Origin of the sequence: Vibrio vulnificus CMCP6 (genome assembly GCF_000039765.1) — a bacterium.
Taxonomy (GTDB): domain Bacteria; phylum Pseudomonadota; class Gammaproteobacteria; order Enterobacterales; family Vibrionaceae; genus Vibrio; species Vibrio vulnificus_B.
Map to the genome: position 1 here is coordinate 1,887,170 of NC_004459.3, position 17,485 is coordinate 1,904,654.

Sequence of the window (17,485 nt, forward strand, 5' to 3'; positions counted from 1 at the left end):
ATCAGATTCCTTGCTTTAATGTCCATTTATCACCTTTGGGCCAGGTGATCACTCGGTTGTTCCAAATCGCATGTTCTTTGCTTAATTCAGGGCGTTTAAAGTTGTACTTTCGGTCGGTTTGGCCAAAATGGTTGCAGCCAACGGGGCAGCGTTCACTGGTTTCTCGAGCTTTTGTAATGTTGGTTTGGCCTCGGCATCCCACGTATGAAGAAAAATTGTTGGGGATATTGGTAAGAGCCACTTCACAAGATATGATTTGATCCAATAAACGTTTGCTTATTTTGTTTGTGATATCGTCGATATTAGGTGTTTTATCGCTTGCTTTTGTGTTAGGGGGACATCGTTTTAAATGTTCTTTGACCTTTTCAAGTTCATTTTTTACGGTGGTGTGATAGGCCTTACTTTCTACGGGCTTGTCTGGGTGTTCGCCTCGGTGTGCTTGCAAGCCTAAATGGCACGCCCCTGGCAAGGTTGCGGGCAAGCCGACTAAGTTGTCGAGGGTGTCGATGATATATCCAGCGTTGACTAACTTTTGAGCATTGCGTTTATCCAAATGCGCCCCTTTAGATGAGATTAAGTGATGGGTCTCCATATGAATGCCCAGAAAATAGGGGTGAGGCTCGCCATCCACATACCAGCGATTCGCGATCTGCGAGCGTTTATGCGCGGGGCGCAGCATGGCTTCTGCTTCGCTGGCCAGTTTCCAGTTGTACTTAGACCTGACATTGGCAATCCACCGTTGTCGGTAGTCCATTTTTTCTAAGTTGCCCAATGTTTGTGGTGATTCTGAGTCATCCGAGCTTGGGTTGCCTAACGATGGCGAGGGTGAGTTTGTTCCGCTCGGTTTAATATTACGCATAATTTAATCTCCCGGCTCTGACGGGCTTAGTATCGTGGCCTGTTTTTCCGCACACGCGACATCTTGGTGGTTTGTCATCACGTTTTGGCGTCGAAACGCTCTTTTTCACCGTTCGATTGGTCCAACCCGTGAATGTCGTTGATAGTGCTTTGGATCTTGCAATCGCGATTTTTTTCAGTTTTTCGAACAGTGCAAGAAGTTGCTCAAATGCACTCAAAACTGCGTTAAGTCCACTTCGCATGTTTTGTACCGCTTTGTTGTGGCTTACTGCCTTGGCAAACATATTTGAGTATTTCGCTACTTTTTGAGACGTTGCTGCGGCTTTGACGGCGGCTCCTGCTCCGACCGAGATCAGACCAAGTAGCAATACCAACAAAACTTCGAGAGCGATGTAAATGCCAGCTTTTCCTAGACAGTAGGTATAAAAATTAGGTGGGATCTCTTCAAAAATACGCATGATGTAGTCGAGGTAAAGCAAGACACTGTCATCTTCTTCTAACAACGCAATGAACAAGTGGAAATCTGAACTGTTACGTAACTTTTGAGCTAAGTCTGGATCAATTTCGTCTAGTGTTGACTCTATAAATCGTTGGATTTCTTTCACTTTTCGTTGTCTGATATGGCCAATTAATGCAAATATCTCCTCTCTGTATTTTACGTAAACACTTAACTCTTCAGCGGAGTTGACGGCTTTGTTGTAAATATCGAGTGGGCTATGTTCAGCAAAGAAAATTTCTATCGAGTCAGGTACTAGTGGCTCAACAACAACATCATAAGCAATGCCAGAATAAAGCTTGGTCATTTCTGTTACACCAATGGCGAAGACATGCGAGTCAGCTTGTAGTGTCTCCAGCCAGTTACTCTCTATCGCCTTACCGCGCTCATCATATTTTATTGCGCGGATTCCATTGATGATGTTTGTACGAGCCTGAATAAATCGGTGGTCAATTTTATTCTGTATGCTTGATGCATATTCGCCTAATGAATCCCAACCGCGTGACAACCCTTCGGATAAGGTATCGCCAAGTTCTCCCCAAAGCTCTGGTGTAAACAAATCCAGTTGATCAGAGCTCCATGCAACAGCACCATCGTAAACGCCGTCGGCAAGAGTTAGCCATCCTCGTTCTGCCCATGCTTCATTGAATGGTTTCATGCTGTCTGAGACCGATGTAAAGATACTATCGAGTTCTTTGTGTAACTCATCAGTTAACTGTTTTATTTCACTAGCAGAACCACTCTTCCCAAGCACATCAACAAGAACCTTGGTTTGTTCGAGAGGAATATTTTCAATAACGTGGACACCGGGTTCAAATTGTTCAGATTGTTTTGCTTCTTGTACTTCGTAATGGTCAGAGTTGCGTTTTGTGGTTCCCTTCGTGTGCTTTGTTGAAGCCTCTACTTCGTGAACGAGTTTCTGAGAGCCATCGCTGGACTCAGTGCTAATGACCGAGCTATAAAACGGAATCGCGGTATTCCAAAGATCATCATATTCCAACCGGATCTTGACCCAACTGAACTCTTCTTTCTCTGCTTCTGTTGCAAAGCTTTCGCCGTCTGTTCTAGCCGTTATATCTTCATGCTGTTGGAATTGATCAGATAGGGAAGATTGCAATAATGGTTGATGGCTTTGTGATGTAGCCAGCGAGCTTGCGCTCTCTGCGGTACTTTCTTTAGCAGATGTGGAAGAGCTTTTAGGCGCAGGAGAGGGTTGGACGACAATCCCTGCATCTCCGATAAGCACTGTTCCTGCACCGCTAATTATAACCCCGCCATGGGATGAACTATCGCCCAGTCTTGCAGCGGGTTTACCGTTAATAAAAACTGACGATGATCCACCAGATATACTATCTGCTGGGCCTACACATACGATTGAATCGCCTTCACGCGCAGCTGGAAGCCCCTCAATGAACACATTTGGAGAGCCGTTAACGATTGGTCCCCCCACATGGGGCACTTTACCCGTCTTTTTAGGGCAGACGTGAAAATCGGAGATGCGTGCCGCTGGCTTTTTACTCAATGTGTTCTACCTACGTCATGGTTTGAATGGCGAGATTATCAAGACCAAAGCAGTGAAGTAGCAATGAAATATGGTCGGTTTTTGATTGGAATGCGAACGATAGCAACGATATATGTAACTGATAATTAAGTTTTTATTTCTAATTAAAACACGTAACGCAACTTTGGTGTTTTTGCCGCTGAACAAGAGGTTTATTGAAAGGCGGTAAGAGTCTTTATACATAAAAAAACGGGAGCTCGGCTCCCGTTGTACTTGTGATACTTTTGTGGTGACTAAGCAACGTTATCCATCACATCGGTATGAGACTTTTTTGCCGCCAGATGCTCTGGCTCAAAGTCATCAACATTGATGGTGTACAAACGATGTTGCTCCGCTTCTTTAAGCAAATCGGCTTCATCTTGAGAAATAATGCCTTGTGCTAGCCCCTCTTCTGCAATGGCATCCAAACGTAAGAATGGGCGGCGTTTACCTTGTGCTTTACACACTTTGTCAAACACAGGTTCTGCTTGCAAAATCACAGACAGTGCTAGCTCAATCTTGCCTGCGGCGTTGTGTTCTGTTGGTTGCAAATACTGATTGCGACCAATGCGGCTACGTGTCGCGCTTGGGGTTTGTAGTATGCGTGCAACTTGACTATCGATTTTGTCGCTTGGTGCTTTGCGCACACGGCCAAATGGCATGATCAAGACGCGCAAGGCTTTACCGATAATGGGGTTCGGGAAGTTGGCAAGAAACTCATCAATGGCCACTTCCGTTTGCTTCAAGCTGTCTTGCAAACCCCAGTGAACCAAAGGCAGGTCTTCTACAGGGCGGCCATCTTGTTCAAAGCGTTTTAAGGTCGCTGAGCTCAAGTAAAGCTGACTGAGGATATCGCCTAAGCGAGCTGATAGACGCTCACGACGCTTCAATGAGCCACCCAGCACGGCCATTGAAATGTCTGACAATAATGCCATGTTGGCGCTATAGCGATTGAGCTTCTGGTAGTAACGTTTGGTGGCATCGTGAGTTGGGGCGTTCGAGCCAAAACCATCGGTCAAACCAAACCAAATGCTGCGCACAAGGTTGCTCATGGTAAAGCTGACGTGGCCAGCCAAGGCTGCATCGAACTGTTCTACCGCATCAGATTTGTCCGAGTAGGCGGCTTCCATCTCTTTTAGTACATAGGGATGGCAACGAATGGCGCCTTGACCATAGATGATCATTGAACGAGTGAGGATGTTTGCCCCTTCCACCGTGACGGCGATGGGTGAACCTTGGTAGCCACGAGCAAGGAAGTTGGAGGGGCCAAGGCAAATGCCTTTACCACCGACGATATCCATTGCATCGATGATGCTGCGTTGGCCACGGTGAGTACAATGGTATTTTACAATCGCTGAGATGACCGATGGTTTCTCACCAAGGTCGATACCGGCAACGGTAAGGTTGCTTGCCGCGTCCATCACATACGCGTTACCACCTAAGCGTGCTAGTGCTTCTTCTACGCCTTCGAGATGGCCGATAGGCTGTTTAAATTGGCGACGAATGCGCGAGTAAGCACCGGTTGCCAATGCAGCGGATTTGATACCACCGGTTGAGTTTGAAGGCAGGGTAATACCGCGACCAACAGAGAGACATTCAACCAGCATGCGCCAGCCTTGGCCTGCCATTTTTTGGCCACCGATAATGAAATCGATCGGTACGAAAATATCTTGGCCACGCGTTGGGCCGTTCTGGAAGGGGACATTGAGAGGGAAATGACGGTTGCCGATTTCAACCCCTTTAATGTCTGTTGGGATAAGCGCACAAGTAATACCAAGATCTTCTTGCTCGCCGAGTAAGCCTTCAGGATCGCGAAGTTTGAAAGCAAGGCCCAAAACCGTTGCTACAGGGGCAAGGGTAATGTAGCGCTTGTTCCATGTTAGGCGCATGCCCAAGACTTCTTTGCCTTCCCATTCGCCTTTACACACCACACCGTCATCTGGAATAGAACCCGCATCCGAACCCGCTTCAGGGCTGGTGAGGGCAAAACAGGGGATCTCTTTACCTTCTGCAAGGCGAGGAAGGTAGTAATTTTTCTGCTCTTCTGTACCGTAATGTTGCAAAAGTTCACCAGGACCCAAAGAGTTTGGTACGCCAACGGTCGAAGAAAGAACACCAGAGACACCAGTCAGTTTTTGCAGTACCAAAGATTGCGCGTAAGCAGAAAACTCAAGGCCACCGTATTTCTTCTTAATGATCATGGCGAAGAATTTGTGATCTTTGAGATATTGCCAAACTTCAGGAGGCAGATCGGCCAGTTCATGCGTCACTTGGTAATCGCTTACCATGGCACACACTTCATTTACCGGACCATCGAGGAAGGCTTGCTCTTCAGCAGAGAGTTTTGGTGCTGGAATGGCGTGTAGCTTTTTCCATTCTGGCTTGCCTTTGAAAAGCTCCGCTTCCCACCAAACGGTACCTGCATCCAACGCTTCTTTTTCCGTCTGAGACATGGCTGGAAGCACTTGCTTAAACAAGCCGAGTGCTTTTGCACTGATGAGCGATTGGCGTACAGAGGGCATAGCGAATACCGCCAGCGCTAATAAGTAGCTCAGCCAGCCGATTGAGCCGACGTAACCGGAGAAAGTTAACAGCAGCATCGTGGCGGTCAACAAGGTGACGGATTTGACTAATGACATTCGATGATAGAGCGTCACGCCCAATATCAAGGTCATCGCGAGTAGGGAGAGCAAGATGTCCATATGTAGGTTCCTTTTCAGACAATTCGTTGTGTTATACGTCTGTGTTTTGGTAAGAGGTCAAACCAGTTGGTTTAAGTGTAATCAAAATATTAAAGAAATGTAAAACACAATTCTGAGCAAAAAGTGATCTGAGTAGAGTGAAAATTCTAAAATTGAGATTTCCATGGTGATTTCCTAAGCAGCTTTGAGCGAATCGCTTTACAAATCCGCGAAAACTGAGGCTTCGGTGTCGACACTATTTCCTGTTTATGGGTAAACTCAGCGTATTGCTATGTTAGCTAGGCTGTCGCTCAGCAAACATCGACGTATAACGTGATAAACCAAGATAAAGAGAACATCGTATGTACCAAGATCTGATTAGAAATGAGTTAACTGAAGCTGCTGACGTACTAAATAAATTCCTAAGCGACGATCACAACATTGCGCAAATTGAAGCGGCAGCGAAAATGATTGCCGAATCTTTTAAGCAAGATGGCAAAGTGTTGTCTTGTGGTAACGGTGGTTCACATTGTGATGCGATGCATTTTGCCGAAGAACTAACGGGCCGTTACCGTGAAAATCGCCCTGGTTACGCGGGTATTGCGATTTCAGATCCAAGCCATCTTTCTTGTGTCAGTAACGACTTTGGTTATGACTATGTATTTTCTCGCTACGTTGAAGCGGTCGGTCGTAAAGGCGATGTGCTGTTTGGTCTATCAACGTCTGGCAATTCAGGCAACATTCTGAAAGCGATTGAAGCGGCGAAAGCCAAGGGCATGAAAACCATCGCACTGACGGGTAAAGATGGCGGTAAAATGGCGGGTCTTGCGGATGTTGAAATCCGAGTACCACACTTTGGTTACGCAGACCGTATTCAAGAAGTGCATATTAAAATTATCCATATCATCATCCAATTGATTGAGAAAGAGATGGAGTAATCTGATCGGGGCAACCCGTATCGATTTGTTCAGGGAGTTTTGTTCGATGTGTGAATTGCTCGGTATGAGCGCCAATGTGCCAACAGACATCTGTTTTAGTTTTACTGGCTTGATGCAACGAGGCGGTAAAACCGGACCACATAGAGATGGTTGGGGCATCACTTTCTATGAAGGAAAGGGATTTAGAACCTTCAAAGACCCAAATCCAAGTTGTGAATCGAAGATTGCGGAGTTGGTGCAAAGTTATCCGATTAAAAGTTGTTCGGTGATCAGCCATATTCGCCAAGCGAATCGAGGTGGTGTTTCTTTAGAAAATACCCACCCATTCACTCGTGAGCTTTGGGGGCGATATTGGACATTTGCACACAATGGCCAACTCACTGACTATCAATCGTTGGATACCGGGCGACATCGTCCAGTTGGGCAAACGGACAGTGAAAAAGCGTTTTGCTGGCTGATGAATCAATTGGAACAGCGTTATCCTGATATTCCTCAGGATATGGAACAGGTGTTTGCTTACCTTGCCTCTTGCTGTGAAACCCTGCGAGAAAAAGGGGTGTTCAACATGCTGCTCAGTGATGGCGAATATGTGATGACGTATTGTACCAACCATCTTTACTGGATCACGCGTCGAGCACCTTTTGGTAATGCAGCGTTGCTGGATGAAGATGTTGAGATTAACTTTCAAGAAGAGACCACGCCTAACGACGTTGTCTCTGTGATTGCGACCCAGCCTCTTACCGGTAATGAAACTTGGCAGAGAATGAAGCCAGGGGAGTATGGTCTGTTTCACTTTGGCGAGCGAGTCAGCAGTAATGCCAATTTATTACTTGATGTCCCGTTTGCAGCAGCAAAACCAAGCTGTCAAGCGCCAACGGAACCACTTGAATAAAACGGTATTGCGAGTTTGTATTGAAAATGGGTTGCGATAAGCAACCCATTTTTTCTTTCGATGTCGAGTGGCGACAATGAATCGCCTTACTCTGCAGCGTAACCGGCGCTGCCAAGTGGTTGGCCATCGAGATAGGCAACACCTTGTTGCATGACAAGCCGCTCTTCTGCCATCCATTTCACCACTAAGGGATAGATGCTGTGCTCTTGCGTTAACACACGTTCCGCTAGGCTTTGTGCGTCATCTTCTGCGAAAACAGGCACTTTCGCCTGTAAGATCACTGGGCCCCCATCTAATTCTTCCGTGACAAAATGCACACTGGTGCCGTGTTCACTGTCCCCGGCATCGATAGCGCGCTGGTGGGTATGAAGGCCGGGGTATTTAGGCAAGAGGGAAGGATGTATATTGACCATTTTTCCTAAATAGTGACGTACAAATTCACCACTCAGAATGCGCATGTAACCAGCCAGTACTACGATGTCGGGTTGGTATTCGTCTATCGCTTTCATCAATTCACGATCAAAACTTTCTCTATCGGTAAAAGCTTTGGGATCGATGTAGTGAGCGGGTACCGAAAACTGTTTGGCTCGTTCAAGACCGTAAGCGTCGGCTTTGTTTGAGAAAACCGCACACACTTTGGCTCGGCTTGTATCACACTCGCATGCTTCAAGAATGGCTTGCAGGTTGCTGCCGCTGCCGGAAATCAGTACCACGATTTTTTTCATAACCACTGTCCATTTACTGCTGGTTCTTAAGATCACTGTCTTGCAAGAAAATACCTGCTTTTTGCAGGGTTTTCAGTGTGCCAAATAGCAGAATGAGGACATAACGTCCTCATTCTGAAGTTATTTTAGGTTTTGCAGCTTAGTTGATTTCAACTTGCTCTTCGCCAGCTTCGGCCTGAGCAATCGCACCAATCACCCACGCTTTTTCACCTTCTTGTTGAAGCAGCGCAACCGCAGCTTCCGCTTGATCTTGAGGTAGTGCCACAATCAAGCCGACACCACAGTTGAATGTACGGTACATTTCGCGCGTAGCCACATTTCCTTTTTCTTGCAGCCATTGGAAAATGACCGGCCATTCCCAGCTCTTTCCATCGATCACCGCTTTGGTACCTTCTGGCAATACGCGTGGGATGTTTTCCCAGAAACCGCCGCCAGTGATGTGCGAGATAGCGTGAATGTCATGTTGCTCAATCATTTTGAGTGCAGACTTGATGTAAATTTTGGTTGGCTCAAGTAGGTGCTCACCAATAGTGCGGCCTGCAAGCTCCTCATTTTTGTCTGCGCCAGACACTTCGAGGATTTTACGCACTAATGAGTAACCGTTTGAGTGTGGACCACTTGAACCGACAGCGATCAATGCATCGCCTACCGCGACTTTAGTACCGTCGATAATGTCTTCTTTCTCTACTACACCGACACAGAAGCCTGCGACGTCGTAGTCTTCGCCTTCGTACATGCCCGGCATTTCTGCGGTCTCACCGCCGATCAAAGCACAACCTGCTTGAATACAGCCTTCCGCGATGCCCGAAATAACATCCGCAGCCACATCGACATCCAGCTTGCCCGTTGCGTAGTAATCAAGGAAAAACAGAGGTTCAGCACCTTGTACGATCAAATCGTTTACACACATAGCAACGAGATCAATACCAATGGTGTCGTGCTTGTTCATATCCAGAGCTAAGCGCAGCTTGGTGCCAACGCCATCAGTGCCAGAAACTAGAACAGGTTGCTTGTACTTTGTTGGTAGTTCGCATAAAGCACCAAAACCACCAATGCCACCCATTACTTCAGGGCGACGTGTACGTTTTACAGAACCTTTAATACGCTCAACCAGGGCGTTGCCTGCATCAATATCTACACCAGCATCTTTATAGCTAAGAGAAGAGTTGTTACCACTCACGGGGAAGTCCTCGGTTTGAAGTTGGATATGAAAACGGCGCTATTCTATCAGGGCTGGAATATAAAGAGCAAACGTTTGCGCAAGTTTTTTTGTTGTGCAATGTAACGAGAAATTCTGTACGAAATCGTTTATAATCGGCAAGTTTATGTAAATTTTATCTATATTGCCGGAGATGGACATGAAAGTTGTTGAAGTAAAACACCCTCTTGTAAAACACAAAATTGGTTTGATGAGAGAAGGTGATATCAGCACTAAGCGTTTTCGTGAGCTAGCCACTGAAGTTGGTAGTCTTTTAACTTACGAAGCAACTTCAGATTTTGAAACGGAAAAAGTGACCATTGAAGGTTGGAATGGCCCAGTTGAAGTGGATCAAATCAAGGGCAAAAAAGTAACGGTTGTGCCAATCCTACGTGCTGGTCTAGGCATGATGGATGGCGTACTTGAACACATGCCAAGTGCACGTATCAGCGTAGTTGGTATTTACCGCGATGAAGAAACATTAGAGCCAATCCCATACTTCAACAAGCTGGCTTCTAACATGGAAGAACGCATTGCATTGGTGGTTGACCCAATGCTTGCAACAGGCGGTTCTATGATCGCGACGATCGACCTTCTCAAAGAGAAAGGCTGTCAGCAAATCAAAGTGTTGGTGTTGGTTGCTGCGCCAGAAGGTATTGAAGCGCTAGAGAAAGCACACCCAGATGTTGAACTGTACTGCGCAGCTATCGATGAGAAACTGAATGACAAGGGCTACATTGTCCCTGGTCTTGGTGATGCTGGTGATAAGATTTTCGGTACCAAGTAATCCTTCCGATTTGTCTAATGCAAATTAATAAAAAATGCCTGGTCACTGACCAGGCATTTTTTTTATTCGGATTTCTTTACGTTCGGCAAACAAGGTGTGGTTCACCGAACCAAGCTTCATTTGGCAATCAGTTTTGTACTTCTTCTTCCATCTGAGCGTTATCCACTACGTGGTTTTCACCCATGTCATGCGGCAGGATAAGGTTAAGAATAATCGCCACGATACCACATAGACTCACGCCCTGTAGGCTGAACTCGCCAATACCAAAAGCCATACCGCCAATACCAAACACCAATGTCACCGCGACAATCACAAGGTTGCGAGATTTATGCAGATCTACGTGATTCTTGATTAACGTATTAAGACCTACAGTGGCAATCGAACCAAAGAGAAGAATCATAATACCGCCCATTACAGGAACAGGAATGGTTTGCAGGGTAGCCCCTAATTTACCGACAAGTGCAAGAACAATAGCGGTTATTGCCGCCCATGTCATGATGACTGGGTTGTAAGCTTTGGTGAGCATCACTGCGCCAGTAACTTCACTGTAGGTTGTGTTTGGTGGTGCACCAACCATCGATGCGGCAATGGTCGCAACCCCGTCACCAGCAATCGTGCGGTGTAGTCCTGGTTTTTTCAGGTAGTTTTTACCTGTGACGTTAGAGATTGCCAACATGTCACCTACGTGCTCAACCGCAGGAGCGATTGCAACAGGGATCATGAATAGAATCGCGTTGATGTTGAACTCAGGTGTGGTGAAGTTTGGCATGGCCAGCCAAGCGGCTTGAGCCACCGGTGTAAAATCAACCACTCCGTAGAATAGTGAAACCGAGTAACCTGCCAAGATACCGCCGACGATAGGAACCAGCTTTAGGAAACCTTTTGCAAATACGCTCAGCGCAATCGTCGTGAAGAGTGAAACTGCGGAGATGATGATTGCTGCATCACCATTGACGAGTTGAACCGCACCATCACCAGTTTTCCCTACCGCCATGTTGACCGCCGTTGGCGCAAGACCAAGGCCGATAACCATGATCACTGGGCCGACGACGACAGGTGGTAAAATTTTGTGAATGAAGCCCACGCCACGTACTTTGATCATCGCGCCAAGTGCAACGTAAACCAAACCTGCCGCCATTAAGCCACCCATGGTTGCGCCAATACCCCAAGTTTGAATACCAAACATGATTGGCGCAATAAAAGCGAAAGAGGAGGCTAGAAAAATGGGAACGCTTCGTTTGGTGATCAATTGGAACAATAAGGTGCCGACACCTGCACCAAATAAAGCGACGTTAGGGTCCAATCCGGTCAGCAAAGGTACAAGTACCAAGGCACCGAATGCGACAAATAACATTTGTGCACCCTGTAAAGCATTTTTCATAAAGGCTCCCTATTAATAACTATGCAGATAAATTTGCGGGATTCTATCACTTTGCAAACGATTGCTAAGTATTTTTGATCAATTTTTTGCAAGATTGCTGCTGTTTGTCCGTAAATCAAACGAATTGAGAGCTTTTTATTCACTTGACTGAGAAGTGCAGTAAAAATCTGCTGTTTTCTTGCTCATGATGGGAGAGTTGCTTATCATCTGACATCTCAAGAAGTAACTTAGGACTTATATGCGTTATTTAGCTCTATTGATGATCGGGTGTTTATCGCTACCCGCTTATGCATTAACTCAGGTGGATATCTACCGCACAGAAGTCGCGATTGACAGCACAAAAGACAAAGGTGAAGAGTTAGCTCGTCAGCAGGCAATGAAGCAGGTTATTGTTCGAGCATCCGGTTACCAAGACTCGGTTGATAATCCCGTTGTGACAAAGGCACTTCAATCCAGCGCCCGTTATATTTCGCAATTGAGCTATGGCAAAGAAGGGGATGTCATGACCCTGAAGTTGCTTTTTAATGATGCGCAAATTCGCTCGCTATTAACGCAAGCCCAACTGCCTTTTTGGCCAACAAACCGAAATAATCTGCTGGTTTGGTTGGTGGAAGAGCAAAACTATGATCGCAAGATCGTGTGGGAGCACTCGGCGAGCAACGTTTCTGACCAATTGAAGCAAGCCGCTCGTGATCGTGGTTTGCCATTGACGTTGCCTGTGGGTGACTTTGACGATATCACAGGTATTGAAGTGTCGGACTTGTGGGGAGGCTTTGCCAAACCGATCAGTTTAGCCAGCGGTCGCTACCCAGTGGATGGCGTGTTGGTGATTCGTGCTCAAGGAAATTCATTGCGTTGGAATCTGTACGATCAATCCCCTGGCGCTATCGCGCGTTCGAATGTTGCGCCTGTCACCGGAAGTGCCAATGGTGGTGATGCAGCGACACAACTGATTAATGCTGTTGCCGATTTTTATGCTAAACGTAGCGCCGTCGTTGTTCTTGGTGAGTCCTCTGAATCGGTCGTGGTGAAGTTTTTAAACATCAACAACGCAATTGATTTCTTTACGTTAGAAAAGACACTCACGTCGTTGAACTCAGTGGCCAATCTTGATGTATTAGAAATCAAAGGTAATGAGTTGATGTTGCGTGTGCACTTGCTGGCTTCGCAAGAAGCGTTTGAGCAAGAAGCCACAAAGCTGTCTAAAATCACCAAATTTGATGATCCGTTGCTGGTAGAAGATGAAGAGAATGCTGTGCCAGTGCCGCCAATTGAGACGCAAGTGCAGCCAACAAAAAATGACGCACTGACAAAAAGTGATGAGGTGGGTGAACCCTCCATTGAGCCCATCATGCCAACACTGAACGAGGAGACCACTCATTCGCCAGTGGTGGTCGAACAACCGCCAGCCAAGCCCAAATATCAAATGGTGTTTGAGTGGTTAAGTTAGGTTGCTCTCGTGATATAAGCTTCTAATACTGTGAATAGTTAGATATAAAAACAGCCAACGTTGATCGTTGGCTGTTTTTTTATGCTTATTGCGACAATGAGGGCAAAAGCCATTATGTTACGGCTGATTACCAAACTTCGCTTTCTCCTCTTTTTCGACTTGCGATAGCTTTTTCAACTTCATTCCTAGCTCTTGGCCGCGCGCTCTCGCAAAGAGAATATTGCCAGCAAATCCTAACGTGGTGAGCAACAGCTCGACCAAAGCCAGCCAACGCTCACCACCATCGACGTACAAAATCGTTAAAGCGTGTAAAAAATAGAGCATTAAAACAAAGTTTGCCCAAGCGTGGGTGTAGGGCTTACCCGCCAAAATACCTGGTAATGGTAAAAGTAGGGGAATACACCATGCGATCGCGAGGGTAGTGGAACTTAAATGAGGGTGTGGCGATAACGCCAATTGCCAAAGTACAACCCACAGTAACAGCGATAAATTGCCAAACAAGGCCAAATAGCGGTACTGCTGTGTTTTTGGACTCATGTCGACATCAGACATCTACGACTCCTTTTGCTTTTTGGCAACCAGTGCCAAGCGCTTTCCTAATTGTTGCGCCAAGCGAATTTCTTCTGTGGTGAGTGAGCTTTCGTGACCAACACTACTTGCGCCATATGGGGTGCCACCCGATTGTGTTTGGTGCAGATCAGGCTCCGAATAAGGGATACCCAAAATCAACATGCCGTGATGCAGCAGTGGGACCATCATATTCTGTAGCGTCGTTTCTTGACCCCCGTGCATACTACTTGATGAAGTAAAAACACAGGCTGGTTTATCAATCAAAGATCCATTCAACCACAGTGGTGAGGTTTGATCCCAAAAGTGCTTTAGTGGCGTTGCCATTGCACCAAACCAAACGGGGCTTCCCAAAGCAAGCCCGTCACAGTTACGCAACTCATCCAGAGTAACAATAGGCTCTGATGCTTGTTGTGAGCTGGCGTTCAATTCTGTAACGGTGCGCAGGACAGCTTCGCAATGGGGAATGGATTCAATTCCCCGGGCAATTTGGCGAGCAAGTAACTTGGTTTTTCCGTGACGGCTGTAGTACAGCACCAACAGCTGAGTAGTCACTGACAATTACAAAATCTCTAATACTTGCTCTGGTGGGCGACCAATACGAGCTTGGCCATTAGCAACCACGACAGGGCGTTCAAAAAGAGATGGGTTTTCTGCCATCGCATTAAACAGTTGTTCGTCAGTGACCTTGTCATCACCTAAAGAGAGCGATTTATACAAGTCTTCTTTTGTACGCATCATGTCACGGACAGAGGAAAAGCCCAATTGAGCGTAGAGGGCCTTGAGTTGTTCTACATTCAGTGGCGTTTCAAGGTACTTCACCACTTCAGGCGTCACGCCATGTTGTTCCAATAGTTCGAGGGTTTGACGGCTCTTTGAGCAGCGTGGATTGTGATAAATCACGACTGACATAGGATTCTCCATGTATTTATTGTAATGCGAGGAAGCGATCTCGTTGGACCATGAGTTGGTCAATGCGCGCGTCGTATCTTGCCTGCTGCAAACTCCCTAACTCGGCCAGTTGGCTGGCTTGCGTATAGTATTGGATCGCTTTGTTCCAGTTCGCTTGCAGCGCCAGAATTTCCGCACGTGACGCGAGGTCTTCACCACTGTTACCAATGGCAATATTGGCGCGCGAAAGCAGATGCCATCCATTGGTGTCTTCTGGATTATCATGCGTATAACGTTGCAATACACGGATCGCTTCTTCGGTTTTATCTGCTTCGAGCAAAGCATTGGCGTAGTTTATCGTTAGAACCTTGTTGTTGGGAATGCGTTCTAACGCACTTTTTAACATTGCGATCGCTTTCTCTGGCTGTTTTTGCTCGATATAAAGATCAGATAGCGCATCAAGATAGAAAGGATTGTTACCCTCATTTTTAATTAATCGGGCCAAAATCGTTTCAGCTTGATCCAATTCTTTTTTGTCTAAATGCACCAGCGCTCTGCCATATTCAAAGGCCGGTTTGAGGTCTGGCGTTGCTTTTTTCTCCGTACGAGCAAACCAGTCCATCGCCGCATCGGCGTCAATTCCTGCGTAGCGAGCGACAATTCGAGCTCGAGTGAGGTGATAGTCGAGCGATGGATTCACGCGATGCGGAGGATACGACTGTGCACGAGCACGGCTGTCGGTAATTCGATCTTCAGGCAGCGGGTGCGTCAGCAGCATCGGTGGCGGCGTGCTTGCGTAACGGTATTCATCAGCCAAACGTGAGAAAAAAGTGGGCATGGCTTGCACATCAAAACCTGCCTTTGCAAGCGTATTGATGCCGAAGCGATCGGCCTCTTTTTCATTACTTCTCGTGTAGTTGATCTGGCTTTGCATATTTCCTGCGGTTGTTGCAGTGATTGCAGCAATACCCGCTTCGGGCGCGGCGATGGCCAGCAACAGCGAGCCTGCTAATGCCGCAAGGGTTGCAGGAGAGCGTCTCGCTTGCTCTTCCATGCTGCGAGCCAAATGTCGTTGAGTGACGTGGGCAATTTCGTGCGCCACAACGGACGCCAACTCACTTTCTGTTCGAGCATGAAGAAACAGGCCTGAGTGCAAGGCGACGTAACCACCAAAAAAGGCGAATGCGTTGATGTTTCGATCACGGATCATGAAGAAATGAAAGGGCGTTTTTACATCGTTGGCATTGGCAACCAAGCGGTGGCCGAGAGAATCGATATACTCGTTAATGACTGGGTCATTGACGATGGGTTTGCTGCTGCGCAGCATGCGCATGTAGGCATCACCATAGATTAATTCTTGATCGATCGACAACGTGGCGCCTGCCGCTGTCCCAATGTCAGGCAAATCAATTGAATTGGCCCAAGCAGGTGTTGGCAAAGCTAAAGTCAAAGCGACAGATAAACTAATAATGGTACGCGCGCGTTTTAACATAGTAATGATTAACTCTCCATATAGCTGCAATATTAAGACCCATTGCTGGCTAATTGGTTTCGTAAAGTGTTACAAAAGAAAATGCCAGTCCCTTACTTAAACTGCAAATCAAACTTTGATAAATGCTGGCACCTGTAAAAAAACACTTTACAATATCACCCCTATCATCAGTTTTAGGCGAGAAGATGGAACGTAAGCGACTCGATCTTAGACAACAACGCTGCCCAATGTCATTACTTTTGGCTAAGCGCCACAGTGCAGAGTTATCGGAAGGAAGTCAATTAGTTATTCAACTATCCGACCAAAGCTCTATGCGCGATATCGTCAAGTATCTTCAATCACGTCAGTTTCTCGTCGAGACAACCATGGAACAGGAAGATTACCTCCTGACTATCACTTTTAATAAGGAAATGTCACAAGATGTTTGAAATGATCAACCGCTGGTATAAGCGCCGTTTTTCAGACCCCCATGCCGTCAGCTTAGTGGCTATCCTGCTATTTGGTTTTGTGACGATCTATTTCTTTGGCCACTTGCTGGCTCCTTTGTTAGTTGCCATTGTTTTGGCCTATTTGTTGGAATGGCCCGTTGCACAACTTCGTCGCTTTGGCGTACCGAGAACCGTTGGCGTGATCGCCGTGATTCTTCTGTTTATCGGATTGATGTTGATTGCGCTGTTTGGATTGATTCCAACCATTTGGACTCAGGTGGGTAACTTAATCAATGACGTTCCTAACATGTACAACGGGCTGCAGCAGTTTATTGCATCGCTGCCTGAACGTTATCCTGAGTTGGCCAATTTACAAATCGTAGAAGCGATTGTCACCAACGCGAAAAACAAAGTGTTGGGAATGGGAGAGAGTGTCGTTAAAGGTTCATTAGCTTCTTTGATCAGCATTGCAACCTTAGCGGTATACCTCATTCTAGTGCCTTTGCTGGTGTTCTTCTTACTCAAAGACAAAGAAGAAATGATGCGCATGGCCAGCGGCTTGCTGCCAAAGAATCGCAACTTAGCCAATAAAGTGTGGCATGAGATGAACGAGCAAATCTCCAACTACATCCGCGGCAAAGTGCTGGAGATCTTGATTGTTGGTGGGGTGAGTTATGTTACTTTCGCCATTTTGGACCTGAGGTATTCGGCGTTGCTCGCAGTGGCGGTGGGCCTTTCCGTGCTCATTCCATACATTGGTGCAGCGGCGGTAACGGTTCCCGTCGCGATTGTCGCGTTGTTCCAGTGGGGGATCTCAACCGAATTTTATACGTTGCTTATTGCTTATGGCATCATTCAAGCACTCGACGGTAACGTGCTTGTTCCGGTCCTCTTTTCTGAAGCGGTGAACCTGCATCCAGTGGCCATCATTGTTGCGGTCTTGGTGTTTGGTGGTCTGTGGGGATTTTGGGGCGTGTTCTTCGCTATCCCGTTGGCGACCTTAGTGAAAGCGGTTTGGAAAGCACTGCCAAGTCAAGATGAGCACGAAGCGCAACCGTCCTAAGATGGTATTGACTCAATTCATTCATTTATTACTCATAAAAGAAAGCCCAGCGAACACGCTGGGCTTATTATTGTCTGCTGGATAAGTAAAAATGCTTT

The 17,485-nt window shown here is 46.6% G+C and carries 16 protein-coding genes; 6 read left to right on the top strand and 10 right to left on the bottom strand.

Features of this window, described 5'->3' with window-relative positions; all coding sequences use genetic code 11:
* Position 1: 1 nt before the first annotated feature.
* The 3 genes from VV1_RS08950 to fadE form a co-directional block, all read right to left on the bottom strand.
* Positions 2–859, bottom strand: a complete 858-nt coding sequence (locus tag VV1_RS08950) for an AHH domain-containing protein (protein ID WP_011079794.1) — start codon at positions 857–859, stop codon at positions 2–4.
* Positions 852–2,876: a PAAR domain-containing protein gene (locus VV1_RS25530; protein WP_011079795.1), complete on the bottom strand. Its 2,025-nt coding sequence runs from the start codon at positions 2,874–2,876 to the stop codon at positions 852–854. The genes VV1_RS08950 and VV1_RS25530 overlap by 8 nt, the downstream gene beginning before the upstream one ends.
* 272 nt (positions 2,877–3,148) lie before the next feature.
* On the bottom strand, positions 3,149–5,596 hold the full coding sequence (fadE, locus tag VV1_RS08960; RefSeq protein ID WP_011079796.1) for an acyl-CoA dehydrogenase FadE: 2,448 nt from the start codon (positions 5,594–5,596) through the stop codon (positions 3,149–3,151).
* 341 nt (positions 5,597–5,937) lie between these two features.
* Here fadE and lpcA point away from each other — a divergent pair, with 341 nt between their 5' ends.
* Together lpcA and VV1_RS08970 are read left to right on the top strand one after the other, a co-directional pair.
* Entirely contained in the window at positions 5,938–6,513 is a 576-nt protein-coding gene (gene lpcA / locus VV1_RS08965; RefSeq protein WP_011079797.1) for a D-sedoheptulose 7-phosphate isomerase, read from the top strand.
* 46 nt (positions 6,514–6,559) lie between these two features.
* A complete protein-coding gene (locus VV1_RS08970; RefSeq protein WP_011079798.1) occupies positions 6,560–7,405 on the top strand; it encodes a class II glutamine amidotransferase in 846 nt (281 codons plus the stop codon).
* Between the two features lie 86 nt (positions 7,406–7,491).
* On the opposite strand, the gene purN is transcribed toward VV1_RS08970, so the two are convergent.
* Positions 7,492–8,130: a phosphoribosylglycinamide formyltransferase gene (gene purN / locus VV1_RS08975; RefSeq protein WP_011079799.1), complete on the bottom strand. Its 639-nt coding sequence runs from the start codon at positions 8,128–8,130 to the stop codon at positions 7,492–7,494.
* A 139-nt stretch (positions 8,131–8,269) separates the two neighbouring features.
* Positions 8,270–9,310, bottom strand: a complete 1,041-nt coding sequence (gene purM / locus VV1_RS08980; RefSeq protein WP_011079800.1) for a phosphoribosylformylglycinamidine cyclo-ligase — start codon at positions 9,308–9,310, stop codon at positions 8,270–8,272.
* 178 nt (positions 9,311–9,488) lie between these two features.
* On the opposite strand from purM, the gene upp reads away from it, so the two are divergent.
* Positions 9,489–10,115 carry a uracil phosphoribosyltransferase gene (upp, locus tag VV1_RS08985; protein WP_011079801.1) on the top strand — a complete coding sequence of 209 codons (627 nt, stop codon included), beginning with the start codon at positions 9,489–9,491 and terminating at the stop codon, positions 10,113–10,115.
* A 127-nt stretch (positions 10,116–10,242) separates the two neighbouring features.
* On the opposite strand, the gene VV1_RS08990 is transcribed toward upp, so the two are convergent.
* Positions 10,243–11,496 (bottom strand): uracil-xanthine permease family protein, encoded by a 1,254-nt coding sequence (locus tag VV1_RS08990; RefSeq protein WP_011079802.1) that lies wholly within the window; start codon positions 11,494–11,496, stop codon positions 10,243–10,245.
* A 238-nt stretch (positions 11,497–11,734) separates the two neighbouring features.
* Here VV1_RS08990 and VV1_RS08995 point away from each other — a divergent pair, with 238 nt between their 5' ends.
* Positions 11,735–12,946, top strand: coding sequence for a DUF2066 domain-containing protein (locus VV1_RS08995; RefSeq protein WP_011079803.1), 1,212 nt, complete (start codon positions 11,735–11,737; stop codon positions 12,944–12,946).
* A gap of 117 nt (positions 12,947–13,063) precedes the next feature.
* Here VV1_RS08995 and VV1_RS09000 read toward each other — a convergent pair whose 3' ends face one another.
* Genes VV1_RS09000 through bepA form a run of 4 tightly spaced genes read right to left on the bottom strand, consistent with a single transcriptional unit; the run spans position 13,064 to position 15,896 of the window.
* Entirely contained in the window at positions 13,064–13,498 is a 435-nt protein-coding gene (locus VV1_RS09000) for a DUF2069 domain-containing protein (protein WP_011079804.1), read from the bottom strand.
* Positions 13,499–14,074 carry an NAD(P)H:quinone oxidoreductase gene (wrbA, locus tag VV1_RS09005; RefSeq protein WP_011079805.1) on the bottom strand — a complete coding sequence of 192 codons (576 nt, stop codon included), beginning with the start codon at positions 14,072–14,074 and terminating at the stop codon, positions 13,499–13,501. It lies immediately after the preceding gene.
* Positions 14,075–14,425, bottom strand: coding sequence for an arsenate reductase (glutaredoxin) (arsC, locus tag VV1_RS09010; protein ID WP_013571287.1), 351 nt, complete (start codon positions 14,423–14,425; stop codon positions 14,075–14,077). It lies immediately after the preceding gene.
* A gap of 16 nt (positions 14,426–14,441) precedes the next feature.
* Entirely contained in the window at positions 14,442–15,896 is a 1,455-nt protein-coding gene (bepA, locus tag VV1_RS09015; protein WP_011079807.1) for a beta-barrel assembly-enhancing protease, read from the bottom strand.
* A gap of 185 nt (positions 15,897–16,081) precedes the next feature.
* Between bepA and VV1_RS09020 the strand changes: the two genes are divergently transcribed.
* Entirely contained in the window at positions 16,082–16,324 is a 243-nt protein-coding gene (locus VV1_RS09020; RefSeq protein ID WP_011079808.1) for a sulfurtransferase TusA family protein, read from the top strand.
* A complete protein-coding gene (locus VV1_RS09025) occupies positions 16,317–17,387 on the top strand; it encodes an AI-2E family transporter (RefSeq protein ID WP_011079809.1) in 1,071 nt (356 codons plus the stop codon). Before VV1_RS09020 ends, VV1_RS09025 begins: the two co-directional genes overlap by 8 nt.
* The last annotated feature ends 98 nt before the right edge of the window (positions 17,388–17,485 follow it).

What these genes read in the sequence shown, in the direction of transcription:
- VV1_RS08950 (WP_011079794.1), bottom strand. Translation starts at nt 859, where the DNA reads ATGCGTAATATTAAACCGAGCGGAACAAACTCACCCTCGCCATCGTTA.
- fadE (WP_011079796.1), bottom strand. Translation starts at nt 5,596, where the DNA reads ATGGACATCTTGCTCTCCCTACTCGCGATGACCTTGATATTGGGCGTG.
- lpcA (WP_011079797.1), top strand. Translation starts at nt 5,938, where the DNA reads ATGTACCAAGATCTGATTAGAAATGAGTTAACTGAAGCTGCTGACGTA.
- VV1_RS08970 (WP_011079798.1), top strand. Translation starts at nt 6,560, where the DNA reads ATGTGTGAATTGCTCGGTATGAGCGCCAATGTGCCAACAGACATCTGT.
- purN (WP_011079799.1), bottom strand. Translation starts at nt 8,130, where the DNA reads ATGAAAAAAATCGTGGTACTGATTTCCGGCAGCGGCAGCAACCTGCAA.
- upp (WP_011079801.1), top strand. Translation starts at nt 9,489, where the DNA reads ATGAAAGTTGTTGAAGTAAAACACCCTCTTGTAAAACACAAAATTGGT.
- VV1_RS08990 (WP_011079802.1), bottom strand. Translation starts at nt 11,496, where the DNA reads ATGAAAAATGCTTTACAGGGTGCACAAATGTTATTTGTCGCATTCGGT.
- VV1_RS08995 (WP_011079803.1), top strand. Translation starts at nt 11,735, where the DNA reads ATGCGTTATTTAGCTCTATTGATGATCGGGTGTTTATCGCTACCCGCT.
- VV1_RS09000 (WP_011079804.1), bottom strand. Translation starts at nt 13,498, where the DNA reads ATGTCTGATGTCGACATGAGTCCAAAAACACAGCAGTACCGCTATTTG.
- arsC (WP_013571287.1), bottom strand. Translation starts at nt 14,425, where the DNA reads ATGTCAGTCGTGATTTATCACAATCCACGCTGCTCAAAGAGCCGTCAA.
- bepA (WP_011079807.1), bottom strand. Translation starts at nt 15,896, where the DNA reads ATGTTAAAACGCGCGCGTACCATTATTAGTTTATCTGTCGCTTTGACT.
- VV1_RS09020 (WP_011079808.1), top strand. Translation starts at nt 16,082, where the DNA reads ATGGAACGTAAGCGACTCGATCTTAGACAACAACGCTGCCCAATGTCA.
- VV1_RS09025 (WP_011079809.1), top strand. Translation starts at nt 16,317, where the DNA reads ATGTTTGAAATGATCAACCGCTGGTATAAGCGCCGTTTTTCAGACCCC.